Below are 24,642 nucleotides of genomic sequence, written 5' to 3' on the forward strand. Positions count from 1 at the left end.
GACTAAAATCACTGCGGAGTATTGAAACACAGAAGCGATAAATAAAATGAATGGTTTTTGAGCTAACATTTAACTAATGTAACTATAAATACTTAAAAATAAGTGACTTATACACTTGTTAATTGCTAGTAGAAACAGGTGCTAACACCGGTATTCATTGATATCTAAGGACTTGCGACTTGTTGCTTAAAGCTTGCCCCTGTAAGGGCTTTCAATGAACTCTTTCATGGATGTTGTTAAATTTAGATACATGATAAATAAAAACTTATGGTACTATATAGTGGCCATTGCCTTACTGGGGGCATGTGTACCTTCGAAAAAGTACAAATCTCTTGAGGCAAAATACAATGCCTTGAATGACTCTACCAGCATACAAATAAAAGTGCTAGAGGCAAATAATACGATATTGAGGCAAGAGCTGGATACTTTGAAAAAGCAAAGGGCGATGCTTGAGCAAAAAAATGCGACTTTAAGGTTGGGCAACGAAAAAAGTGTGGCAATGCTTAACAAAATGATGCGGAACTATACAGTGCTTGAAAGTGAGCATATTACCTTATTGAAAAACAGTGCTCAGGAAGCCTCTTTTAAAAAGAAAGTGCTCGCCCAAAACCAGGAAAAACTGGTTACTTCCAGCCAGTTGCTGCGCAAATACCGTCAGCAGATATTTAAACTACAAAATCAGCTTACCTCGCAAAAACAGGTCTTGAAGCAAAACACGGTGCCTCCTGTACGCCACGAAGACGACAACCCCGTAGATTTGCGTAGCCGTATTATGGCAAAAATCCCTCCGCAAGATCGTAAATATTTTGATATTGACGTAGACAATGGCAAGGTGTATATAGAGATTGTAGATTCGGTATTGTTTGAACCAAACCAGAACAAATTGACGCCAGAAGGAGAAGCGTTACTTGCCAACCTGAAAAATATACTCAAGGGGTACAATCTGGCGGTAAATGATAATGACGAAAACGCTGCCGAAAATGGTAAACAAAACCACAGAACAAGCCAGGTTAACCGCATACTACAATTGCCCAATGGCAAAAAAAGAAAAACAGAGTTGCCCACTTCCACCATTGATCCTCATAAAAATGCTACCTCACTGGTGCCGCTCAAAGGCCGTAAAAAGTTGGATAAAAGCCCCAAGGGGAAAACCCTGATCGTGGTGTCAGAGCAAGACTAATACCTTATCCTCTGAGTAAATGCACTATTACTTCGGATGAGTTTTGGCGGTTACAGCACTTTAAAAATCGCGCATAACTAAGCCTTTTGAAGTAAAATCAAGGGACTAAAGTCGCTGAAAGAGTGGGAGAGGTATTAGGTTAGTGTACTAATCACATCAATTCAAGTGCTTATAATGGTTACATTCAAACAATGTGGCCATTTTTTGTGATATACCCCCAAAAGAAAAAAAATAAAAACTTTGCGTCTTTTTTATAGCTTTGCCGTCTTGTAGGCAAATTAGATAATTTACCCCTATAATTATAGAAAATACAATGGAACATTACTCGACATTACCTACGGCTATTATTGGTGGAGGACCAGTAGGTTTGGCTGCTGCTGCCCACCTTTTTTTGGCCAATCAACCCTTCATCTTATTCGAAACAGGTAAAAGCGTAGGACATAATTTACTTGACTGGGGGCACGTGCGAGTGTTTTCGCCCTGGCAATACAACATAGACAAAGCTGCCAGAGCATTGTTGCAGCAAAGTGTCTGGCAAGCCCCTGATGACAAAGGTTTGCCTTTGGGGGCTGAAATCGTACACAACTATTTGCAACCCTTGGCCAACTTGCCTCAAATAAAGCCACACATTCATCTGAATAGCCAAGTAATACAAGTAGGGCGCAAAGGTTTAGACAAGATGACGACTAAAAACCGTGAGCAATGTCCTTTTGTATTGAGGGTAAAGCAAGGAGATGTTTACCAACGTTATGAAGCTAAAGCGGTAATAGATGTTTCTGGTACCTGGCAAAACCCCAACCCGATAGGTTCGGGAGGAGTAAGTGCATTGAACGAAGAAAATTGTCAACAACATATCTTTTATGGGATTCCTGACGTGCTGGGCATACACCGCGAAAGATTTGCTAACAAAAGCGTAGCAGTAGTAGGAGGGGGGCACTCAGCCATCAATTCTTTGCTAGACCTGAACAAACTCAGGGCAGCTTTTCCTGCTACCCAGCTTCATTGGGTGTTGCGTAAAAAAGATATGGCAGAAGCGTATGGAGGCAAAGAAAATGATGGTCTCAGGGCAAGAGGAGCTTTAGGCAAAAGAATTGAAAAACTGGTAGAAGCCAAAAAAGTACACATACACACTCCTTTTCATATCGACGAAATTATGTGGCAGGGAGCGCCGCCTTTTACTATCAAAGACGTAGCAGGCAACACATTGGAAGGCATCCAGGAGATTGTGGCCAATACTGGCGCACGTCCCGATTTTTCGTTTTTGCGAGAAATACGCTATGCCCACAACTCAGCCCTTGAGTCAGTACCTGCTTTGGCAAACCTGATAGACCCCAACATCCACAGTTGTGGTACCGTACGCCCCCATGGAGAAAGAGAATTGCGTCAACCTGAAAAAGACTTTTACATAGCAGGCGCCAAGAGTTATGGAAGGGCCCCTACGTTTTTGATGGCTACAGGATACGAGCAGGTAAGATCAATAGTGGCAGCCATTGCGGGTAATTGGCAGGCAGCTAAAGAGGTAAAACTTGAATTGCCCGAAACCGGAGTGTGTAGCACAGAGCTACCCTCAGCACCAGCTCCAGTTACTACTTGTTGTGGCATAGGTCAGGAGCAACCCGCGACTTTGTCAAAAAAATGCTGAGCCATAGCATAGCCATAAAAAAGCCCCTTACCTATCAGGAAAGGGGCTTTTTTTGAACCTAAGTAGCAGCCTAAACTGCATAAATTTAATTGATATAGATAGTTACAAAACAGCAGATAAATCTCTCATTGCCAATGGTTTGGGCAAAGTAGCAGTTACAAAAGGGTAATTCAATGCCTTGCTTACTTCGGTTTCCTGAGCCATTTCCGATATAATCAATACCTTGGTTTGTGGGTATTGTGCGCTGTATAGTTGTTCAAATTTTTCTAAGAAATATTCACCTCCGCCCAGCTTCAAACGCCAGTCAAGAGTAATCAATTCAGGAAAGCTTCCTTTTTTGTGCATCTCGTGCAACTTGTCAATGGCTGTAGCCATACTCATACTAAATTCTATGTTTGCATATTTAATAATGCTTGAAAATATCTTGTGATAAGTCACGATAAAAATACGGTCATCATCAATTAATAAAATGTTTTGGTAGTGGTTTTTAATCTTTGCCATAATATTCAATGCCTAATAGTGGTGTATGTAGTAATCAACGTATTTGAGTGCGTGCAGCCCACTGTTTTCGATAAGTCGTGTATTTTTACCGATGAGTGGATAGATGCCTGATGTATGGTGTTAATACTTCTTAATCTTTGTTAATAAATACCAAACAAAGACCATTGGACGGAGGAATAGACGTATTTTTAGCATAAAATTTTTCAAATCATGCAGAGGAGAACGATTCGTTTGATTATAGCCCTGGCAGTATTTTCTATTGCTGGTATCATTGTAACCCAGGTATATTGGGTGCAGCGTGCATTTGATATGAAAAGCAAGCAGTTTCATCAAACCATTCATGTGGCCTTGCGTGATGTTGCCCAGCAAATAGCCCGAATTAACCAGCATACTGTCAAACCTGTAGCCATCACACAACTATCGTCTGATTACTTTGTGGTAAACGTAAACGATGTGATTGATACCAATGTGCTGGAGCATTTACTTAAAACAGCTTTTAGCAAACGAGGTTTGTTTATGGAGTACGAATATGGCATTTATGATTGCTCTACCGATAAAATGGTGTATGGAAATTATATAAGCTCTAAAGCCAATGCCCAACCTAATCGCCGCGTCAACTTGCCCAAATACGACGACTATATTTATTATTTTGGGGTGCGTTTTCCCAACAAAACCAGTTATTTGGCAAGTCAGATGGATATTTGGATTTTTCTGTCTTTGATATTGGTGGTGGTTATTTTGTTTTTTGGATATACCCTCTTTGCCATTCTCAAACAAAAACGTTTATCAGAGGTTCAACGCGACTTTATAAACAATATGACCCACGAACTTAAAACACCCATTTCTACCATTGCCATTACTGCCGATTTATTGACCAACCCCAAAATACTCGATAAAAAAGATAGCTTGATTAACTATGCACATATTATAAAAAACGAAAACGCCCGCCTACAAACCCAAATAGAAAAAGTGTTGCAATCGGCACGAATGGACAGAGAAAAGCTGGAGCTTCAGACAGAGGGATTGGTTTTACGCCCATTGTTAGAAGATATTGCGACTAACTTTGAGTTAAAAGCAAAAAATGCCGGGGGTAGCTTACAGTTGCGACTTGCGCCAGAAGAAGTGAGCATTTGGGCAGACCCCAACCACCTGATCAATGTAGTGGGTAACTTGCTGGACAACGCGCTTAAATATGCCACCCCTCATCCTAAGATTGTGATCATCACTGAGGTGATTGGAAGTACAAAGAAAAAAAAGTTACATTTAAGCATTCAGGACAACGGTATTGGAATTAAAAAGGAACACCAGAAAAAGATATTTGACAAGTTTTTTAGGGTTCCTACGGGCAATATTCACAATGTGAAGGGGTTTGGTTTGGGGCTTGACTATGTCAGGCAGATTGTGCAAGCCCATGGTTGGAAAATATCACTGGAAAGCGAACCAGGCAAGGGCAGTACTTTTCGTATAATAATGCCAACGCGCCTGATAACTAAAGACCAATAATTGAATGAAAGCACATATATTATTTGTAGAAGACGACGCAAGCCTTGCTTTGGTTACTAAAGATAGTTTGGAGTTAAGAGATTATCGGGTGACCCATTGTGCCAATGGGCAACTGGCGCTGGAACAGTTTCAACAAGACAATTTTGACTTGTGTTTGTTTGATGTAATGTTACCCCAAATGGACGGTTTTACCCTTGCCGAAAAGGTGCGTACATTGAATCATGAAATACCCATTATATTTTTGACCGCCAAGGCAATGCAAGAAGATAAAATAGCTGGGCTTAAACTAGGGGCTGACGACTATATTACCAAACCTTTTAGTATAGAAGAGGTAGTACTTAAGATAGAGGTTTTCTTGAAACGTAGCCGTTTTGCTCAATCAGACACTCGCCAAACCAAGTTTACTATAGGACTATACGCCTTTGATTTCCAAGACTTAAAACTACAGTACCAAGACGGTCAACCCCGTCGCCTGACCCAACGCGAAGCAGAGTTGTTGCGCTTTTTTTGTCTGCATCAAGACAAAATTCTTAAGCGTGAAGATATTCTCAAAAACATTTGGGGTGATGATGATTACTTTTTTGGGCGTAGCCTCGATGTCTTCATTACCCGCTTGCGTAAATACCTAAAGGCTGACCCTGCCATTAAGATCGAGAATATTCATGGAGTAGGGTTTAAGATGATAGTGAAAAATTGAGCACAAAAAAAGGAACCTACCCTAAGGGCAAGTTCCTTTTGAATGACTTGAATGGTGTACATTTAATTCATTTAAGCACCAAGGCAGAATTAAATATACCTCATGAGTAGGGATAACAATCTTAGGAATGGTGAAAAAATAAATTTCTATAGTTTACAAAATATAGCAACAAAAGATGAGGTTAAGAATGTAAATTTATTTTGGAAGCATTCCTTATAATGGGTTGCTCTTACTTATAACTACACTTTTCGTAAGTTGCTGAAAAACAACACGATACAAAAGTGTAGTTACTTGTGAACCGAATCTACAGCAATTTGCTGTGATGAGCTCAACGCAGTTAAACAGGGTTTGCCTAGTGGAGGCTACGCCGACATCCCGCTTGCGGGGCACCGATATTCATCGGTATCTAAGGACTTGCGACTTGTCGCTTGAAGCTTGCCCCCTGTCGGGGCTTATAGCTCATTACTTGCGGCTACTTAAGTGCACTTACCTTGTCTATTTCAATGCCCATATTTTGCATCAGTTTACTGGCGTTGAAGCTGCGGCAAATGCCAGGAGTCAATTTATAATCAAACAAAATTTGGTCACCGTTGATCTGGCTATTAAAGCTATAATTTTGGATAAAGTTGGTTTGCTCTTCCAAAATGCCCAATTCCAAGTCGTGGGTAGACACCAAACCAGTAGAACGGTGTCCATGCAACTGAAAAACCAACGCCTTGGCGCCCAGGTGACGGTCTTGCGAATTGGTACCCTTCAGAATCTCATCCAACAAGTAAATAACTGGCAGGCGTGGATTGGTTTCCAGGTGGTCAATCAATTGCTTCAGACGCTTAAGCTCCGCATAAAAAGACGAAATATGTTCTTTTAATGAATCTTGAGTTCGCATACTGGTAAATACCTGCATGGTCGATACTGTCATGCGATCGGCACATACCGGAGCCCCCGCCAACGCCAACACTATGTTTACCCCCACAGTACGCTCAAAGGTGGTTTTGCCCGACATGTTCGAGCCCGTAATGACCATACTATTGCCCAAACCCTCTAATTTCATCGTGTTAGTTATTCGCTCCTTTGCATTGATAAGCGGGTGCCCCAGATTAATAGTGTCTATGATATAGTCTTTGTCTGAAATAGTAGGCATTTGGTGTGCTGGATTGGCGTAAGCATACCCGGCAATACTGTTCAAGGCTTCCATTTGGTTAATGGCTTTGAGCCAGCCTACAATCTCACGTCGAGTAGTTTGGCGCCATTTTTCCAGCCTTGCCGTCCATACCACATCCCATAAAAAAAAGAAGTTGGCCACAAATATAAATAACAGGTTTTGGCGTTGGTCGAGGCTGGCAAGTATACTGGCAAGTTTTGAGATTTTTTCGGAAGCAGTTCCTTCTGCCGAAGCAGTCAAGCCTTTGATCTTCTGGAGTTTTTCGCTGTTGAAGTTGGCTTCTTCTATGTTTTTCAACAATTGCGTGTATGATTTGAGCGTGGTACTTGATTTACTGGTTTTCTCATGAATGTTTTGTATATCTTTAAAAGATCCTCCCAAAAGAAAACCATTGATAAAAATAGGAATGAACAAAATGTGGTAAGTAGTGAAGCCCAACAGCACGGCAGCAAACGCCGCCAGCGAAACTATTGGCATGATGTAAGTCATGGTAATGAGCCATTTTTTGGGCAATACCTTGGCGGGTTCGCTGCCCCAGGCAAACAATTGGTTTACTGCCCGCCCATCTTCTTGTCCGTGCTTGCCCTTAGCTTCAAAGTCTTGTCGCCATTCTATATTATTTTTTAGCTCTTCAATTGCTTGCTGGCGTTGGCGAATCTCTTGGGTGCGTGCTGGAGCCAATAACCATTGTGCCAGGGTTTTTTCACCTAGTTGGGTAGTGGTACGGTTCAATAATTGAAAAATGGAATGTTTGCCAAAAATATCCAGGTCGGAATCATAAAAATGCCCTGGAGTCATATACTGATCCCCTTCCGCAAACCCTTTAAGTTCATTGCTGAGCCGCTGAATTTCGGCTTCGTTTATTTTCTGCAAAAACCGGTAATGGTTGCGTTGGTACACAATGCGGTTGTGTTGTTTGATCAGGGCAATAAAGATACCCATACCCACAACAAATGCCCCCAAACCTGCCGCCCAGTGTTGGGCAAACTGATAAGTATAATAGGCACCTATAATGGCACCCAAAAACACCAGTAGACGAATGGTAGATATACGGTTGTACTTGGTCTGAAACTGTTGGGCGAGTTCCTGAAATTGCTCAATACGGGTTTCAAAAACTTGCCTCTCGGCAGATAGGTTTGAGTGAACGCTCATGGTTTTATTTTTTTATACAAGACTGCAAAGTTAGTAAAACGAAAAACATAAAGTAGTTCAAACTTTGGGAAATATCTTGTGGTGAGACAATTGACAGGGCAGCAACAGGTAAGGCTGTTTTTGTAGTTTTACTTCAGGAGTTGATAAACTTGTATATAAGCTACCAGCACCCAATAGCGACTTATACCGAAAATACTTGAAGTTCACTAAAAAAAATTGATTTGAATGCTCAGACATAAAATGACTATCAGTCAAATGTGGTTTTACTCCTGTTAACTCCTGTAAACGAGAACTTAAGATTGTAGGCTTTTGCATTTATTAAGCCGATAGGTATATTTGCACGGTGGCTTTGATTGGGAAAACCCGAATTTTTATCGATTGGAAATTACCCCTGTGGATTTACCAGAATTAAACTCGGATTTATCATCTTTTTATCAAAATAACAGAACAGGGCGGGCAAAACAAGTACACCAAGATTTGGCAATCTTTTATGAGTGCAGGCAATCATCCATTACCACTACACATAAACACATGCATATATCATTATGAGAAGAGTAGTAATTACTGGTTTGGGAGCAATTACCCCGGTTGGCAACGATGTAAAAACTTTTTGGAACAATATACTTGAGGGCAAGTCGGGGGTAGATAAAATTACCCGATTTGACGCCACTGGTTTCAAAACACAGTTTGCCTGCGAAATCAAAGACTATGATCCATTAAATCACTTTGACCGCAAAGAAGCCCGCAAATTAGACTTATTTGGGCAATATGGGTTGGTTGCCGGAGATGAGGCGGTCAAAGATGCGAATATCGACCTTGATAAATATGATACCAGTAGGGTAGGGGTGATTTTTGCCAATGGTATGGGAGGTTTAGATACCTTCGAAAAAGAAATCTTCAGTTATGTCAAAGGTAAGCCTTCTCCCCCCAGGTTCAATCCATTCTTTATTACCAAAATCATTACCAATGGTTTGGCTGGCTTGTTATCTATTAAATATGGGTTTCAAGGGGTAAACTATTGTCCGGTAACTGCCTGTGCCTCATCAAATCAGGCATTGATTCACGCCTTTAACTATATTAAGTGGGGCAAAGCCGAGCTAATTCTTGCCGGAGGCTCTGAAGCCCCCATTACTGAAGCTTCTATAGGTGGGTTTAACTCTACCAAGTCTTTGTCTACCTGTAATGATCAGTTTTCGGTAGCTTCCCGACCATTTGATAAAAACCGCGATGGTTTTGTGATGGGAGAGGGAGCCGGAGCTTTGGTAGTAGAAAGCCTGGAAAGTGCTTTGCAACGAGGAGCAAAAATATATGCCGAAATAGTAGGTGGAGGAGAAGCCGGAGATGCTTACCATATTACAGGCACTCATCCCGAAGGTTTAGGGGGGTACCTGGCGATGAAAGAAGCCATTCGTGAAGCAGGTATTTTGCCATCACAGGTTAACTACATCAATATGCACGCTACCTCTACCAAAGTAGGTGACTTGTCAGAGATAAAAGCAGTGGCAAAACTAGTAGACAATCAGCCCGAAAATTTACAAATAAGTGCCACCAAGTCTATGACCGGGCATTTGGTAGGTGCAGCAGGCGCCATCGAGGCAGTTGCCACTTGTATGGCAGTACACACCGATGATATTCCGCCTACCATCAATACCCAAGAGGTAAGCGATGAGATTGCTGCTTTGGGCATTGACCTTACCTTGGGCAAAAAAACACACCGCCGGGTAGAGTATGCCCTCAACAATAGCTTTGGTTTTGGGGGACATTGTGCTGCTATGGCCATGAAAAAATACGAAGAATAAGCCAACAAAGAGCAACTTAGAGAAAATAGACTCTGTCATATTTGGCAGAGTTTTTTTTGTTTTCCGTAGCACAGCAATTATTATATGACCAATATTCGTTGAGTTTTTTCAATGATTAATCCTTGGAGGCTTCTTTTTGTTTTGCCCATACCAACCCTGCTCCGGTAATGGCAGTTATTAAAGGTAAAAAAGCCACCCAACCTATGGCTGGGTAAATGATATACACCGCCACTCCGCTCAATCCCAATAAAGCATTCAGTCCAGTAAAACCAAGGGCTGTTTTATGCAACCATGCTTTATGACTGTACAAATTAGTCAATGATATTATTAAGCCAATCATAGTAAAAAGCCCTAAAATAACTGTTATACCGTACCAGTAAGCGGCTTTTACATCGTGGGGTGGTACCAGTCCCTGTGCATATAAAGAAGGCACACAAACAATGAGCAACAACAAACTAAAGAGTATTTTGTCCATTAGGGGGTATTTTTTGATAAAAATAATGCAGACAAAAATAGGAGAGTTTTGGCAGATTAATAACTATTCAAGCGTGGGAAGTTTTTATAAGCCAAATTTTGAGGCGTATTGGGGCAGTTGTACCTACTGCACTGTGCGAGCGACATTAAACTTTAAAGCCAATAATCAACATGTCATCTGTTTGTTCATTATACCCTTGCCATTTTTTTAGTTCAGCGTTTACCTCCTTTTTTTGTTGGTGCATGGGTAAATGCGCAATGCTTGCCATAAATTGCCGGAAACGCTTGGCGAGGTATTTTTTTGCTTTTTTACCGCCAAACTGATCCTGAAATCCATCAGAAAAAATATAGAAAATATCACCGGGTTGGGTCATTATTTCATGCGCTTCATACACTTTTTTAGTATGGTATTGGGTGCCCCCAATAGGGTATATAGAGCCTTTTATTTGGGTTAGCTCACCTTCTCTTACCATAAAAAGCGGGTTTTTTGCCCCAGCATAGGTCAACACCCCTGTAGCTTCATTCAACGTTACCAGCGCCAGGTCCATCCCATCATTGTTTGTTTCTTCTTCTTCGGTTTGCCGTAAGGCGTTAATTACCTTATGGTCGAGTTGAGTCAAAATTTTGGCAGGCTGAAAAATGCGTTGGGTGTGCACAATTTCATTCAATATACTATTGCCCAACATTACCATAAAAGCCCCTGGAACTCCGTGCCCAGTGCAGTCTACCGCAGCAATTATTTTGAGCAATGCTGCTTTTTTAGGTATCAATGACTGAGGTCGTAGTTCATCCAGGTTGGTATCTACTTCGGCATACCAGTAAAAATCACCACTTACTATATCTTTAGGCTCAAAAAACACAAACATTTCCTTAAACTTAGACTCTATTGAATGAATAGGCTTCAGAATAGAAGTTTGAATTTGTTTGGCATAATGAATACTATCAATAATACTTTGGGTTTGTTGCTCAATCTTTTGGTAAGCCTGTTTTAGCTCCACATTTTTCAATTTATGAATTTCTGCCTCTTGTTGAGCCTTTTCAATGCTATTGATTGAGTTTACATTTTTTAGTTGGGTAGACTTTTCCTCTCCCATTACCTCTGCTTTCAGCCCTTGGTGTTGTTCATAGTATTGAATGGCCTTCCAGGGGTCTTCTAGCTTTTTGTATAAACGGGCAAGCGTTTCATAAATCAAAATTAATTTAGGCTTGGCACTTTTCAACTCTGCCAGTCGCTCGCCCTGTAGCAACAAGTGCTCGGCTTTTTCATATTGAGTCAGCTCTATGTGTGCCGTGGCAAGGTAAATCAATCCGGTAATTTCGCCCTGTTGGTTGTTTACCTTACGCCTAAAAGCCAGCCCATAGTTTAAATAGTCAATGGCATCCTGGTATTGTTCTGTGGCCAGGTAAACCATTCCTATTTCGTGCATTGCTTGTCCCTTCATCATTACCAGGTTGTGCTGGGTAGACATGATCAACGCCTCTTGATGAATAGCAAGGGCAAGGTCGTACTGCCCCAATGCCTTATAAATATCACCAATGCCAATAATGGTGGTGATATGTCCAGGTACATCACCAATTTTTTTAAATAATTTAAGTGCGCGTTGGTGATACCGAAGCGAGTTTTCATAATCTTTTAGGTCATGGTAAAACTCCCCCACAAGATAGTTTATCCAAGGCAACCAATTGAGGTCATCTGCTTTCTCGCTAAACCTGAGAGCTTTCATAAGCGAATTGAACCCCATTTCATACTCTCCAGTACTCCAGTAAATCACCCCCAAAATACCAAATACCTCGCCCAAACCATTGTTGTAACTGAGGGCTTCAAATACTGGTATTGCTTCGTTACAAAGCAAAAATGCTTCTTCGATGGCTCCTTCCTGGTAATACTTACCAAAGGCGACATTGGCTTTGGCTATAGCTATAATTTTACGATTAGCGGAGTTTCTCGCAAGTTCAAGGGCTTCCTGAGCGTAAAGGTAAGATTGTTTGTTGTCGCGGTTGCGTAGTTTTCGGCTCAATTCATTGAGGGTATTAATCCTTTCGTTCAAAGGCAACTCAGCTTTGAGTTGTGTTTTGAGGGATTCTACATGTTTGTTGAATGGGGGATGAAAACTATCCATATATTTTTATAAATTCTAAAGCCTAAGTATTGAAGGCATGATAAAGCACTGCAAGGCTTTGTTTACATCTTATAGTTCGTGTTGGAGGTGCATTTACAAGTAGCTTTGGTATAAACCACTTGTTCCAGATAGCTGACAAGATATGTAAGCTAAAAATGTGCCTTTTAGCTCATTTCTAAGCGAAATTATTGGTTGGCGTTTACTTAAAAATGGACTGTGATCTAATATACTATTTTCTTTTGGTTTTACTGGCAAAAAACCCCTTGTTCGACCACAAGGGGAGCAAAAGTTCAGTCATTATTTTACTTCAAGGCTTTGGGTACCTTCAAAGCGAAATACTGGATAACGCATATGTTCTTTTTCATAATAAAGCGAATTTTGATAGATAAAGTTCAATTGCTGGTAAGCACTTTCTCGGAACGCCTTACTTTCTTTTCGTTTAATTTCAAATCTTTTGCGTAAATCAGCATTTTCCCGAAGTAGTTTTTCGGCTATATCTTCAAATACATAACTTGAAAACCCTTCTTTTTGCTGAAGAATAGTATCGAAAAAATTCCAACTAAAAAATGAGTCAGTTGCTTGTGGTTCAAGGGTTTCTATGATGTAGCGATTACTGCTTTGGTTTACAAAGACCACATAGTCGTTTTTATAAAACCGAACAGTCTGTCGTTTTATTTTCACCTTGGTATTATAGTGTACATAATGCCCTTCAAACGGTTGAGAAAAGCTTTTATAATCGGTGATATAGTAAGCATCTACCTTGACTTGCTGGTCTTTGGTGAGTTGCTTTACTACTACCCCGTTTTTTTTAAGTAGGGTGACTACATCATTCCAGGCCTGAGAGATGATATAAGCCTTAGGAGCCTTTACTGTCAGTGTTGGGTTAAATACATTGTAATACTTTATTTGTTGGGTGACTGGCTTGTTACGGTCATAAAACAAGCGTTTTTGCCCCGTAAACTTGCTTGGAATCATTTGAGGAGTATACCCCTTAAAGGTGATTTTCTCAAACTTGGTTTTATCTCTTTGCCAGCCTATAGTAAAATTCTTTTGTTGAGTTACCTTACTTGCAGTAGCTGCACGCATTATTTTTATCTTAGCCCCATTTTCATGCAGGTGTTTTACCATACTCACCATAAAATCATACGTAGCATTTACCCGTTGCTTGAACGGTTTGAGCATGTGGGTTTCATTTATAAAACCTAAACTATGAAACAAGGTAGTATAACCGCTTGAGTACCGGGGTGAATCAAAAAATTGAGGAATGCCAAACTGGTTGGGAGTGCGGTTGCCATACACGTTTACATAAGGGATAATATCCCAATTGTTTGCCTTCATTGTTTTTTTAAGGTCAGGTATCATCTGCTTACGCAAATAACTGCCCAACACCCCACCGAGTTTATCGGCTTGAGTAGCAAGATAAGTAAGTACATGCTGATAATCTGCCCCATTACTTACGTGGTTTTCTATGTATATATCTGGGTTCCAACGTTGAAAAATATCCACAAAGGTATGGGTGTTTTGAGCGTCTAGCTTGATAAAATCCCGGTTAAGATTCAAGTTACGCGAGTTGCCTCTAAAACCGTATGCTTTAGGCCCATTCTGGTTGACACGGCTATAGCTACTGCGATTGAGTGCACCCCCTACATTGAAAAAAGGAACCATTATAAATACGGTATTTTTAGCCATTGCCTGTAGCTTGGGTTGGGTAGCCAAGTCGCGAAATAGCATCAGGCTGGCATCTACTCCGTCAGGTTCGCCAGGGTGAATGGCATTATTAATCATAAAAACATTGCGCCCTTTGCGCTTCAACGATTCTGGCTTAAAATCTTTGTCCAACGAAAAAATCGCCAGATGCAAAGGTTTGCCTATGTCAGTAGTACCTATGCTTTGTAATTGTATAGTGGCAAACTGGGTTGCCAATTTTTGTAAGTAAGCAATGCCTTCTTCGTAAGTCACTGTTTCAGCGCCTTTGGTTTGCTCGAATTTAGTCATGGGTTCTTGCTTGGTTTGGGCAACAGCTATTTGACCAAATAAGCTCAAGAGCAATAATAACAAGTAGTTGTTTTTCATTGAATAACAATTGGTAAGTAATAAATAAATAGCTGATGCAGCACTGCACCAGGTAGACAGAGCAATTTACAAATGTAGGCTTATTAAAAAATCAGAAAAGAAATAAAACTGCTGTAAAGAGGAGGGGGAAATAGTGTTGGATTGTTGGGGTAGGTACAAAAAAAGAAAGGTTAAGTGATATTAAAATCACTTACCTTTTCTAAACCTAACTAACCACAAAACATAATTTTTTTGAGAGGTATGCGCCTCTATTATATATCTTTTATCTTACCTTTATAACTCTTTTAGGGTTGCTTTTGTTGTGAAAATGCAGGAAGTTTTTTTGCAACTCCCTGTTTTTATATCCTAACCACAAAGCTTAAATAATATTGCTTATATATTATTTTTATAAGTATTTTTTCAATTAACCTTTTAAAGTTGCTTACAGTATTATCAATTTGTGTACCAATTTTGTGAATCAAGTTGAAATATTTTGTAAGTAACTGATATCCAGTTATAAATTTTTTTTGAAACTTGAAATGTAAAATGTGTATAAACATGTGTTTTCCACGAAATACCGTAATAAAATCGAAATATCGTACTATTTAGGCACTACTCTATACTGCCTCTTAATTGTAAACGTGGTGTCTCTACCTCTGTATTTATAAGTTAGACGACCCTGCCAGGTATAAGTCCCTGGTTTAGTTGGACGAAAGTGTACCCTGCTTTTATCTTTATATGTTGGTACTGGTTTACCATTGACTTGTACCCGAAGGTTGCGGTTAGAGGTACTGGTTTTACTTAAAAACATCTCAATGGGGTACTCTTCGCCTTCTATTACTGCTTCTGATTTTGTGAGGGCTTCTAAATAGTATTGGGGAGTCTGGGTATATTTCAGTACAAAAGCGATGTTTTTAGCCTGGTGTGTCATAATACGCTGTTGTGTTTGAAGCAATGCTACTTTCCACTGTACCAAATCGGCATAAGCCACTATCCAGGAAATGTCATTACCTTTAGCATTGAATAGAACAAGGTTCTGTTTTGTTTTTACTTGTTGAGTGAGTAGTTGTGAGTACTTTTTTGCTAAAGAGTCTTCAAATTGAAGGACTGGACGAAGTAAAGCTATCAAAGGTTTTACCTTCAGGCGGGGAGTATTGGGTTTCATAAATTGAGTGAAAAACTGTAGATCTGCTGGCTTAGTACCCCCTTGGCATACAGAATTTGCTACAGCATCAAGGGTACAAAGCTGTGCCTGTACACTTAGTTCAAGCGCTTCCCATTGTCTATAGGTGTTATGTTGTTGTAAAGTATTACGGTAACTTATTTGATATAAGTACTCTTGGTTAGTATTATGGAGGTTTGCTTTTTGTTGATGAAGAGCTTTAATAACATCCCATAATATTACTTTATCTGCCTGTTCGTTAGGCTGACAGCCGAGCAAAGTGCAAATGCTCCCTAGAAGTAGGCATATTTTTTTGAAGAAGCTTATCATCACTTATGATTTTGAGGTTTGTAAACTGATTTTCTTAGCACTGTATAAGGTTTTTTGATGTAGAGTGTAGTATCTCTTCCTTTACTTTTAAAGGTAATGCTCCCTTTCCAATAGCGAGTTACTTTATTGATGTGAGTAGGCACCGAACTTGGGATAGTTCGTGCCTTGAAGACAATATGTGCTTTGCCACTTGATACAGCCACAGGCGATCCGTTAAAAATCATTTTAGGACTTGCCCTACTTACTACATTGGCAATACATAAACCTGCCCGATAGGTTTCTCCTACTTTAATTACTGGGCTGTTATCGGTGACTCCTATAGTAAAGCGTGGTATACTGAAGTGGTTTGAGTCTATCCTAGCACCCTCAAGTTTTGTCATCACTATTTGGGCATACTGCAATATCCCTATTTGTAGTTGAGTAAGCCAGGCATTGGCAGTAACAGCAGTGGCATTGGTAAAATGAAAAAGTAATAGTTCATCAGGTTCATATTTATAAGTATACAGAGTCATTGTTTTTGTAAAATATGCAAGGTGAGATAACTCCAAATCTGTAAACTCAGCATTCAGCCAATCAATATAACTTTTGAGGTTGTTCATTAAGTTTTTACCTTCATCGCCTAAAAACAGCATACGAACTTGTGTATCAGGCGTGCCAACAGGTACCAGGCTACGCCAGTAGTCCAGAGAGTCGCATAAGCGGGAAGTTTTTGTTTGTAACAATTTTGCCCGACTTATAAGTTGCAGCCCATAGCGTGGGTTACCTGCATGTTTAACTTTTAACTGTAGAGCGTTCATTACCCTTTTGTTTTCCCGTTCAGTGTTAGTAATCACGTTTTTTAGAACATCTGAAGTGGTTTTGAGCTTTTGTCGCAGGTCGGTTTCTGGGGCAGTACAGCCCACAAGCCAGAACAATATTAGGCTTGTCAGTAATTTATTAGTTATTCTCATCAATACTTTTTTTAAAAACATATCACCAAGTACTACTCTACCCTGCTATTTTTTCGCCTCGGTTTGTGTCTCCACAACCGAGTTTACGAGTCCTTAGATGCCGATAAATATCGGTGCTCAGCAAAGCTAAATCGCCTTACCACAGCGTCTGGGAACAGTGTTTTTCAAGGTTTCGATCAGCTCATGGAGACACGAGCTGAGGCGATGACCGTGCTTTTGAAAAACCGAAGCTACAGTTTTACTGTGCTGAGCTCAACGAAGTTAAAAGCTGGGTAGAGTAACCAAGTACCATCACACACAGCATGAATAGAGCAAAAAAAAAAGCCAATGATTTATAGGGGCGACACTTGTGATTTAATATTGACCTGTATTCAACTATAGCCCCATTTGCGAGATTCCAATTTATTTTATATTGTATATATATGGAAACACTAGAAATCACCAAAGATACAGATATAAAAGAATACCGTCGTCAATTAATAGTACGTCTCTCAAAGCATGATTTAACTCAGGAAGAAATAGCTGATGTAGTGAGTTGTAGTCAAGGTTTGGTCAGTCAGACCTTACAAAACTATGCTACTGATGGGTTTTCTGGTATAGCCTCTGTGCCTCATAGCGGACCAACCTCAGGCTTAGATTCCTCAGACTTGGCAACACTTGAGCAATTACTATCCAAAGGAGCTTCTGACTATGGATATTCAGAAGATTACTGGGATCGCAGCCGTGTTCAAAAGTTAATTTCTTCTCATTTTGGTTTGGATTATTGTTTGTCCAATATTAGTAAGATTTTACAAAAAATTAGGTGGAGTTGAACTAAACCTGACACTTACTGCCCTAAACAGGATGCCAAAAGTGTCAAAACGTGGAAAGAACAACGTTTACCAGAATTGCGCAAACAAGCTCAAAAAGAGGGTAGAGTGATCTTTTATGGTGATGAATCCAGTTTTTTGCTTAACCCTTTAAAGCAACGAAGCTATTCTCCTGTGGGAAAAACTCAGCACCTACCACTTTGGGATAAAGGTTTTAAAAGCTATATGGTTTGTGCAGCAATTTCTGAAAAAGGACAATTAGTGTATACACACCAAAAAAAGCCTTATGATGGGGAGGCAAGCGTAGAGTTTCTAAAAGTACTGATTAAACAAACTGATATCCCTGTTACTCTGATATGGGATGGAGCGAGTATCCACCATTGTAAAATAGTGCAGGAGTTTTTGGAGACATTACCAGAAGGTAGGTTGTTATTGGTCAAACAACCTAGCTACTCTCCTGAGTTAAATGCTTCTGAGCAAGTATGGAATTATCTAAAAAATGTAATAATGAAAAATCAGGTATTTCCAACTGTCAAAAAATTAGGCCGAAAGCTAAAGCAAATACTTCGGGAGTTTAAAAACAAAAAAAGCATCATCAAGAAGTTTTTTGAAAATCCTGATGTTGCTTTTTATTAATTATCCAGTGTCGCCCCTATAAATCATTGGCTCAAATATTATTTTTAGTAAAATAAATTTAATCGTCGTCGTGGTCATCCCATAAGCGGCTTCCACAATACTTGCAATAAGAGGCGTTCAAATCGTGCCCTGTCATACCGCAGCCAAAACACTCTTTATTGCTCAGTACTGGGGTTATTTCCCGTTGTTTGGCTATTTCGGCAGACACTATACTGGTAGGCACCACTATAGTACTAAAGCCTAGCAGCATAAGCAACGATGCCAATGCTTGTCCATGCAAGGTTTTAGGCGCCATGTCGCCATAGCCTACCGTTGTTACTGTTACAATTGCCCAGTAGATGCCCCTGGGAATACTCGTAAAGCCGTGTTGAGGGCCTTCTATTACATACATAACCGACCCAATGATAGTTACTGAGATAACTACTGCAATGATAAATACAGTGATTTTGTGTCGGCTTGACTTGAGTGCTTCTACCAAAGTACCTGCTTCGCCAGTGTATTCTACCAGGTTAAATACCCTGAATAATCTGAACAACCTCACCAGGCGAATCACCATAAGGAAAGTAACTGAGGTGAAACCCAACAATCCCAGGTATGCCGGAAAAGTAGCCAAAAAGTCTAAAATACCTAAAGGGCTGAGCACATAGCGCAGGGGTTTGGGTAAACAGATGACACGTAAAATATACTCTATAGAAAACAAGATAGTAGTAGTCCACGCTATGAAATTAAAGACCGGCCCATAGGCTTGTTTATAGTCTTTGACAGTTTCTAGTATCACCGATGAAGCACTTAAACAGATAAAGAAAAGCAGTGCTACTGCAAATACCTTTGAACTGAGTGTGTCGGAGCGGTAAATGGTTTTATATAAATTATATCGCCATTTACTTGCAATTACTTTTCGGGCTGATTTCATATATTTTGCCTGAGCGCTCAATTTTTTCTGGGTTTCTTTTCTGTTCGTTTTTGTGTTGTTTAGTGTTAGTGTCCTTTCCATGTATTATTCTCGTCTTTTATAACTATATGATTGACCTTACCTATTGCCACTATTTTTCTTCAATATTCTTACCAATTCTTAAGGTTTATTAGATAAGTACAATTTATTTTCTTATTAACTGTAATATTTACCATAAAAATGTTTTTTTTTGTGGTAAATACTTGTATGTATAAACGTTAGTATCAAGTGTATATAAATAATAGTTTGTATAACTGCTTGATTTTCAATTGCTATCTTACAGTCAATCAATGGACACTTTGCCTTTTTATATGTATTAATCCAAGATAAAGCTTGTTGGTTTACACCTAAAAAAGATGATTTCTTTAACAATTTTCAATACAAAGAGTTATCATGAGTTGGCCTTATTTTATCAATAATTTACCAATGAATTTAAATAGTTTTACCATTGACTTCAGTCATTGTTTTAGGTTTTACGTATAAGTAGCTTTTTAGACGAACTACAATCAAAAAACACCATGAGTAACCGAAAAAAACGAGCTGAAATAGCTCAAGAGACCTTACAAATTCTAGCCCAAGGCAAGTACATTGATCAATCACAAAATACCATTGATATTAAAAACTCATTGACAAAGTCAGTAGACGATACCTTATTATATACACCTACCAGTTTTGATGAAAAAGTACTTGTATCTAGCAACCAAGCACTTAAGGAGCTAGATTTTGATACCCAATATGAGGTAACCACCGAAACAACCTTACAGGCAGCCAAGCGTTTGGTAGAGGGTGAAAATTATACCAAGGTGGGAGTTTTAAACTTTGCTTCAGCCAAAAATCCAGGTGGTGGATTCTTAGGAGGTAGTCAAGCGCAAGAAGAAAGCCTGGCACGTGCATCAGGTTTATACGCTTGCCTTGAGCCTCAGCAAGAGATGTACCTTACCAACCGTAAACGCAAAACAGGTTTGTACCTCGACTATATGGTTTACTCGCCCGATGTTCCGGTATTTCGTAACGATGACGACCAGTTGTTAAATTCACCCTATATGATCTCTGTAATTACGGCTCCTGCGGTGAATGCTGGGTCGGTAAAAGCCAACTATCCTGCTGAGCAAGATTTGATAGCAACAACAATGCTTGCACGTACTGAAAAAGTTTTGACCTTGGCGGTTTTGCACCAACACGAGGTGTTGGTATTAGGTGCCTGGGGTTGTGGTGTGTTCAAAAATAACCCAAAAGATATCGCACAATACTTTGCTACACATTTATTTGGTGAGGGCAAGTTTAATCGGGCATTTCGCAAAATTGTTTTTGCGGTATATAGTGGGCAAAAACAAAACCCCAACTTGCCAGCATTTGAAAAACACTTTGGTCATGAACAAATTTTATAGACTTAGTAAGCCAATACAATGGGTGTTGGCTATTTTTTTGGTGTTCCTGGGAGCAGGATTATTTTTAGGACCTTTTACAAGGCCTCAACTATGGTATTTTCTTATTTTTCCTTTTGCCTTGGCAATGATGCAATTTGCCCTGACTCCCCTGTTTACCTTGTTGGGAGTTTATAAATATTACTCCCCTATGTTGTTGGTATACAACCCAAATAAGGCAGTATATGATCTTCATACAGGCACTTCTTTTGATTATTTGATGGTGATGCATTGGCGCGATCGAGGGCTCGTAGCTCGTCAAAAAATTTGGTACTATTGTTTACAAGGATTGATAGCTATAGCCAAAGACATAGAACAAGGCAAGTTGCCCAAAACTATACAAGTGGTGGGCACCTCTTATTTTTTTAGTTCAAATACCGCCAAGCGTTTAGGGTTTCATCTGACAAAGCCTTCCTTAAGTTATCGCATCAATCTCTTGATCAATGCCCTTGACCTGACCTGGATGTATTCTTTTGCTCAGGGTAAAATAGCTGTTCCTCCATTGCTCAAAGCACAAAAAGCAGTGATTAATGGAGACGAGTTGTTAAAACAAAAGCCTACACTTGAGCAACTGATGTCAAAAATTGAGAAGCGCCTCTCTTAAAATAGTTTTATTCTTAGGCATACTATGATGGTGCTTGTTGGACATTCAAAATATTTCTTCGAATACTTCAAGTAATGTTCGATTTATAATTTGCCAATCAAAACTTTAGTTTTTAAAAATTGATTTTAACAAAATATAAGATCTTTTTTATGTGAAAATTTAAAATTAAAAACTGTTGTATGAAGGTGAACATAAATAGTGAAACGGGGAAACTAAACACGGTTATCTTGGGTATTGCAGATGATCGTGGCGATATATCTTATCTTAATAATCCTAAACATGCAGAAATTGCCCAAAAGGGAGAAGAACCTTCCGAAGGTGTTTTGATTGAAGAAGTAGAGCATTTTAAGAATATCCTGGAGCAAAATGGAGTAGAGGTGTTCAGACCAGAAAATATAGCCAATCAAGATCAGATTTTTTGCCGTGACATTGGTTTTGGGGTTGATCAGGATTTTTTTCTGGCAAACATGCGCAAAGCCAACCGCCAACCTGAAGTTAACGCCATTCAATCCATTACCAGTGGTTTATCGCAAGTGCATACACCACCCCAAGGTGCAGTAATAGAAGGAGGAGATGTAGTAGTTTGGAAAGACCACGTTTTTGTGGGGTTGGGTGAGCGCACAAATCAGCAAGGGGTAGATTTTTTAAAATCTGTGTTGAAACACAAAAAAGAAGTAGTGCCATTACCTTTAAGTGTAACCAATGAAGGCGCCACCAATATACTACACCTTGATTGCGCTTTTCAGCCAGTGGGTACCCACCACGCCTTAATCTATAAAGGGGGCTTCCAACAAATACCAAATGCTATTTATGATATATTTGGCGAAGACAACCTCATAGAAGTGTCACAAGCCGAAATGTATTATATGTTTCCCAATGTTTTTTCTATCCATCCCGAATTGGTAGTGATCGAGCAATCTTTTGAAAGATTGTCAAAAGAGCTTGCCAAAAGAAACATTCAAACCATCAAAACTCAATATAGTAACGTGTCAAAGCTAGGAGGTTTACTCAGGTGTTCGGTGTGTCCCATAGACCGTGACGACATTAGTTAACAATTATACTTAATATCAGCTGTATATCCTTTCTTTGCAATTATTTAACAAGTTTGTTGTGGGAGCTTGGAATAAAAAATGCTTTTATTTTGTTTATCACTATAAAGCTGATTATTTCAATCCAAAGGCATCTCTCTTGTTGCATGAAAAACTTATTGTCTTATCTATTGTTTAGTGGCGTCATTTTGTTGGTGGGCTGTACCACCAAGCAACCAAAAGCACCTGCTATATCAAAAGGCACGCTTGATCTTTCTACCTGGAGTTTTGATCACAACCACTTTGTGACATTGGATGGACAGTGGTTTTTTTATTGGAAAAAACTTTTGTCACCACAAGATATTGGCAAAAGACAACTCCCTCCTTATACTTTAGTAGATGTTCCCAATAGTTGGACAAATTACCAGGTAAACCAGGTTAAATTGCCCCCACATGGATATGCTACCTATTGTTTACGTATTAAATTGCCCAACACCAACAAACCCTTAGGTATCTTTATCCCCAAGATATGGTCAGCATCCAAAGTATGGCTCAATGATTCGTTAGTGTATACCTCAGGTAAAGTAGGCAGGCAATATAAAAGCTATGAAAGTCAAATATTAGAGCAACTAGTAGAGTTTTCGGCGCCCAGCCAAGAGGTACACCTGGTGGTTCAGGTGGCCAATCATGACATGTTTATTGGTGGGCTAATACAGTCTTTTCGCCTTGGGATTTATAGCGAAATTTTAGAAAGTAACTCCCTTGCCTATAGTTGGACATTGATGTGGCTTGGGGTGTTGTTAGTGATGGGAGTATACCACTTTGTGTTATTTTTCTTTAGACAAAAAAACAAGTCTACGCTCTATTTTGGCATTATCTGTCTATTTATAGGCTTGCGCCTGATTGTTTTTGGTGAACACTATATTTACGAATACTTAAAAGAACATTCAGGTTGGCTCACTTTTGCTATTCAAAGCAAGGCATACTACATTACTACCTTTTTTCTACCTCCAGTAGCTTTGTTGTATGTACGTTCTTTATACCCCGAAGAAGTTCGTTTTTTCAAATGGCAAATCTTTATCGTATCTCCGCAAGTGATCAAAGTATCGCTATGGGTTACAACTGTTTATTCAGTATTTATTTTGGTAGTAAGTCCAGTTGTTTTTACACCCACTATATTTTTTTATCAGCCTTTTATGGGCTTGTTTGTAGCCTACTTGTTTTTTGCTATAGTGTTGGCTGGAGTGCATAAAAAGAGAGAGTCGGCTTTTCAGATGGCAGGCATATTTACAATGGTGCTGGCTGGTGTCAACGATGGTTTACTGGCGCTGGGAGCGTTAGAGCTTTTGCCAGTGGCATTTGCTATATTTTTATCTCTTCAGTTTTTGGTCATTGCACGCAGGTTTTCAAGGGCATTCAAGAGTGTAGAAGAGTTATCGACTAACCTAGAGAAAAAGGTGGAAGAACGAACCAAAGAGCTAGAGGACAAAACCAAGCAACTGGAAAAGAAAAACCGAAGCATTACCGATAGTATTCAATACGCAAATCGTATTCAAAAAGCGGTGTTGGGTAGCCAACAACACATCGAGAAGCAATTTAAAGACGCTTTTATTTATTTGAAGGCGCGCGATATAGTGAGTGGCGACTTTTACTGGTTCTCAGAAACCAATTGCAACCAGTCATGGCTGTATAATACCAATATGAATGGAGGGCTTGAGCATGCCAATCCTGATTTGCCCATAGTCAAATTAAAAATTATAATTGCGGCTGATTGCACCGGACACGGAGTTCCAGGCGCTTTTATGACCATCATGGGCAATGACTTGCTCAACGAGATTATAGATAATGAGTGTATACATAAACCTGATGTTATTCTGAAAGAGTTAGACAAAAGGGTACGGGCAACCTTACACAACGAAACCCAGGAGAAGGCAGACGACGGGATGGACATGACTGTGGTAACAATAGATGAAACCCATCAAAAACTTTATTTTTCGGGAGCTAAGAACTCTATATTACTTGTAAGAAGAGGCGAAGTGTTTAGACTCAAAGGATCTATTTACCCTATAGGCAGCGAACACTACAAAGCAGAGCGTGAATATGCTTTGCATGTATTTGAAACTCAGCCTAATGACATTATCTATATGTACTCTGATGGTTTCCAGGATCAGTTTGGAGGCAAAAAGGGGCGAAAGTATATGTCAAAAAAATTCAGGCAATTTTTATTATCATTGAGTCACCTACCTATGGAAGAACAACGTTATAAGATAAATGAAGAACTCAAAACCTGGATGGGAGACCATTACCAACAAACAGATGATGTGCTGGTAATGGGGGTTAAACTTTAATTTGCCAGTGTTCTCTTTCACATATAAAGGCTTGATATTTGCGTTTTCTTTTCTTGTTTTTTTTGAGAGAAGATAGCATTTTAAAGTATTCAACAGTGTTTTATAATCCCTGTCACA

At 39.6% G+C, this 24,642-nt stretch carries 18 protein-coding genes and 1 pseudogene; 11 read left to right on the plus strand and 8 right to left on the minus strand.

All coding sequences use genetic code 11. From position 1 onward, the window contains the following. Positions 1 to 250: 250 nt before the first annotated feature. Complete coding sequence (locus M23134_RS28165; protein ID WP_002702129.1) at positions 251 to 1,180, plus strand: hypothetical protein; 930 nt, start codon at positions 251 to 253, stop codon at positions 1,178 to 1,180. Positions 1,181 to 1,493: 313 nt separating this feature from the next. Next, a complete protein-coding gene (locus tag M23134_RS28170; RefSeq protein ID WP_002702132.1) occupies positions 1,494 to 2,822 on the plus strand; it encodes an NAD(P)-binding domain-containing protein in 1,329 nt (442 codons plus the stop codon). A 102-nt stretch (positions 2,823 to 2,924) separates the two neighbouring features. Here M23134_RS28170 and M23134_RS28175 read toward each other — a convergent pair whose 3' ends face one another. After that, positions 2,925 to 3,323 carry a response regulator gene (locus M23134_RS28175; protein ID WP_002702133.1) on the minus strand — a complete coding sequence of 133 codons (399 nt, stop codon included), beginning with the start codon at positions 3,321 to 3,323 and terminating at the stop codon, positions 2,925 to 2,927. Between the two features lie 210 nt (positions 3,324 to 3,533). On the opposite strand from M23134_RS28175, the gene M23134_RS28180 reads away from it, so the two are divergent. Continuing rightward, a complete protein-coding gene (locus tag M23134_RS28180) occupies positions 3,534 to 4,826 on the plus strand; it encodes a sensor histidine kinase (protein ID WP_045114510.1) in 1,293 nt (430 codons plus the stop codon). Between the two features lie 4 nt (positions 4,827 to 4,830). Continuing rightward, on the plus strand, positions 4,831 to 5,523 hold the full coding sequence (locus M23134_RS28185; protein ID WP_002702137.1) for a response regulator transcription factor: 693 nt from the start codon (positions 4,831 to 4,833) through the stop codon (positions 5,521 to 5,523). A gap of 472 nt (positions 5,524 to 5,995) precedes the next feature. Here M23134_RS28185 and M23134_RS28190 read toward each other — a convergent pair whose 3' ends face one another. Next, on the minus strand, positions 5,996 to 7,837 hold the full coding sequence (locus M23134_RS28190; RefSeq protein WP_002702142.1) for a MutS-related protein: 1,842 nt from the start codon (positions 7,835 to 7,837) through the stop codon (positions 5,996 to 5,998). A 545-nt stretch (positions 7,838 to 8,382) separates the two neighbouring features. Between M23134_RS28190 and fabF the strand changes: the two genes are divergently transcribed. Beyond that, positions 8,383 to 9,636: a beta-ketoacyl-ACP synthase II gene (gene fabF, locus M23134_RS28200; RefSeq protein ID WP_002702145.1), complete on the plus strand. Its 1,254-nt coding sequence runs from the start codon at positions 8,383 to 8,385 to the stop codon at positions 9,634 to 9,636. Positions 9,637 to 9,751: 115 nt separating this feature from the next. Here fabF and M23134_RS28205 read toward each other — a convergent pair whose 3' ends face one another. The 5 genes from M23134_RS28205 to M23134_RS28230 form a co-directional block, all read right to left on the minus strand. Beyond that, on the minus strand, positions 9,752 to 10,111 hold the full coding sequence (locus M23134_RS28205) for a hypothetical protein (protein ID WP_002702147.1): 360 nt from the start codon (positions 10,109 to 10,111) through the stop codon (positions 9,752 to 9,754). A gap of 145 nt (positions 10,112 to 10,256) precedes the next feature. Then, positions 10,257 to 12,230, minus strand: coding sequence for a tetratricopeptide repeat protein (locus M23134_RS28210; protein WP_002702149.1), 1,974 nt, complete (start codon positions 12,228 to 12,230; stop codon positions 10,257 to 10,259). A gap of 297 nt (positions 12,231 to 12,527) precedes the next feature. Then, complete coding sequence (locus tag M23134_RS28215; RefSeq protein ID WP_002702150.1) at positions 12,528 to 14,303, minus strand: M14 family metallopeptidase; 1,776 nt, start codon at positions 14,301 to 14,303, stop codon at positions 12,528 to 12,530. 580 nt (positions 14,304 to 14,883) lie between these two features. Continuing rightward, positions 14,884 to 15,774, minus strand: coding sequence for a hypothetical protein (locus M23134_RS28225; protein ID WP_002702152.1), 891 nt, complete (start codon positions 15,772 to 15,774; stop codon positions 14,884 to 14,886). Further along, positions 15,774 to 16,724 carry a hypothetical protein gene (locus M23134_RS28230; RefSeq protein ID WP_157558690.1) on the minus strand — a complete coding sequence of 317 codons (951 nt, stop codon included), beginning with the start codon at positions 16,722 to 16,724 and terminating at the stop codon, positions 15,774 to 15,776. Before M23134_RS28230 ends, M23134_RS28225 begins: the two co-directional genes overlap by 1 nt. Before the next feature lie 422 nt (positions 16,725 to 17,146). Between M23134_RS28230 and M23134_RS28235 the strand changes: the two genes are divergently transcribed. Next, positions 17,147 to 17,536: a helix-turn-helix domain-containing protein gene (locus M23134_RS28235; RefSeq protein ID WP_002702156.1), complete on the plus strand. Its 390-nt coding sequence runs from the start codon at positions 17,147 to 17,149 to the stop codon at positions 17,534 to 17,536. 63 nt (positions 17,537 to 17,599) lie between these two features. Further along, positions 17,600 to 18,169: pseudogene (locus M23134_RS42265) on the plus strand (IS630 family transposase); the annotation flags it as partial. A gap of 58 nt (positions 18,170 to 18,227) precedes the next feature. Here M23134_RS42265 and M23134_RS28245 read toward each other — a convergent pair. Then, positions 18,228 to 19,163 carry an ion transporter gene (locus tag M23134_RS28245; RefSeq protein ID WP_002702160.1) on the minus strand — a complete coding sequence of 312 codons (936 nt, stop codon included), beginning with the start codon at positions 19,161 to 19,163 and terminating at the stop codon, positions 18,228 to 18,230. Between the two features lie 476 nt (positions 19,164 to 19,639). Between M23134_RS28245 and M23134_RS28250 the strand changes: the two genes are divergently transcribed. The 4 genes from M23134_RS28250 to M23134_RS28265 all read left to right on the plus strand — a co-directional run bounded on the left by M23134_RS28250 (position 19,640) and on the right by M23134_RS28265 (position 24,525). Then, the gene (locus M23134_RS28250; protein WP_002702162.1) at positions 19,640 to 20,509 is read left to right on the plus strand and encodes a TIGR02452 family protein; all 870 of its coding nucleotides are present in this window, start codon (positions 19,640 to 19,642) and stop codon (positions 20,507 to 20,509) included. Further along, positions 20,493 to 21,149, plus strand: coding sequence for a hypothetical protein (locus M23134_RS28255; RefSeq protein ID WP_045114514.1), 657 nt, complete (start codon positions 20,493 to 20,495; stop codon positions 21,147 to 21,149). Before M23134_RS28250 ends, M23134_RS28255 begins: the two co-directional genes overlap by 17 nt. A 179-nt stretch (positions 21,150 to 21,328) precedes the next feature. Next, on the plus strand, positions 21,329 to 22,201 hold the full coding sequence (locus M23134_RS28260) for a dimethylarginine dimethylaminohydrolase family protein (protein WP_002702166.1): 873 nt from the start codon (positions 21,329 to 21,331) through the stop codon (positions 22,199 to 22,201). 143 nt (positions 22,202 to 22,344) lie between these two features. Next, positions 22,345 to 24,525, plus strand: coding sequence for a PP2C family protein-serine/threonine phosphatase (locus M23134_RS28265; RefSeq protein ID WP_002702168.1), 2,181 nt, complete (start codon positions 22,345 to 22,347; stop codon positions 24,523 to 24,525). Positions 24,526 to 24,642 lie beyond the last annotated feature (117 nt).

The sequence above is a fragment of the Microscilla marina ATCC 23134 genome (genome assembly GCF_000169175.1).
In the GTDB taxonomy this organism is placed as follows: domain Bacteria; phylum Bacteroidota; class Bacteroidia; order Cytophagales; family Microscillaceae; genus Microscilla; species Microscilla marina.

Excerpts from the sequence above, each read along its gene's own strand:
- M23134_RS28165 (WP_002702129.1), top strand. The coding sequence starts at position 251 with ATGATAAATAAAAACTTATGGTACTATATAGTGGCCATTGCCTTACTG.
- M23134_RS28170 (WP_002702132.1), top strand. The coding sequence starts at position 1,494 with ATGGAACATTACTCGACATTACCTACGGCTATTATTGGTGGAGGACCA.
- M23134_RS28175 (WP_002702133.1), bottom strand. The coding sequence starts at position 3,323 with ATGGCAAAGATTAAAAACCACTACCAAAACATTTTATTAATTGATGAT.
- M23134_RS28180 (WP_045114510.1), top strand. The coding sequence starts at position 3,534 with ATGCAGAGGAGAACGATTCGTTTGATTATAGCCCTGGCAGTATTTTCT.
- M23134_RS28185 (WP_002702137.1), top strand. The coding sequence starts at position 4,831 with ATGAAAGCACATATATTATTTGTAGAAGACGACGCAAGCCTTGCTTTG.
- M23134_RS28190 (WP_002702142.1), bottom strand. The coding sequence starts at position 7,837 with ATGAGCGTTCACTCAAACCTATCTGCCGAGAGGCAAGTTTTTGAAACC.
- fabF (WP_002702145.1), top strand. The coding sequence starts at position 8,383 with ATGAGAAGAGTAGTAATTACTGGTTTGGGAGCAATTACCCCGGTTGGC.
- M23134_RS28205 (WP_002702147.1), bottom strand. The coding sequence starts at position 10,111 with ATGGACAAAATACTCTTTAGTTTGTTGTTGCTCATTGTTTGTGTGCCT.
- M23134_RS28210 (WP_002702149.1), bottom strand. The coding sequence starts at position 12,230 with ATGGATAGTTTTCATCCCCCATTCAACAAACATGTAGAATCCCTCAAA.
- M23134_RS28215 (WP_002702150.1), bottom strand. The coding sequence starts at position 14,303 with ATGAAAAACAACTACTTGTTATTATTGCTCTTGAGCTTATTTGGTCAA.
- M23134_RS28225 (WP_002702152.1), bottom strand. The coding sequence starts at position 15,774 with ATGATAAGCTTCTTCAAAAAAATATGCCTACTTCTAGGGAGCATTTGC.
- M23134_RS28230 (WP_157558690.1), bottom strand. The coding sequence starts at position 16,724 with ATGAGAATAACTAATAAATTACTGACAAGCCTAATATTGTTCTGGCTT.
- M23134_RS28235 (WP_002702156.1), top strand. The coding sequence starts at position 17,147 with ATGGAAACACTAGAAATCACCAAAGATACAGATATAAAAGAATACCGT.
- M23134_RS28245 (WP_002702160.1), bottom strand. The coding sequence starts at position 19,163 with ATGGAAAGGACACTAACACTAAACAACACAAAAACGAACAGAAAAGAA.
- M23134_RS28250 (WP_002702162.1), top strand. The coding sequence starts at position 19,640 with ATGAGTAACCGAAAAAAACGAGCTGAAATAGCTCAAGAGACCTTACAA.
- M23134_RS28255 (WP_045114514.1), top strand. The coding sequence starts at position 20,493 with ATGAACAAATTTTATAGACTTAGTAAGCCAATACAATGGGTGTTGGCT.
- M23134_RS28260 (WP_002702166.1), top strand. The coding sequence starts at position 21,329 with ATGAAGGTGAACATAAATAGTGAAACGGGGAAACTAAACACGGTTATC.
- M23134_RS28265 (WP_002702168.1), top strand. The coding sequence starts at position 22,345 with ATGAAAAACTTATTGTCTTATCTATTGTTTAGTGGCGTCATTTTGTTG.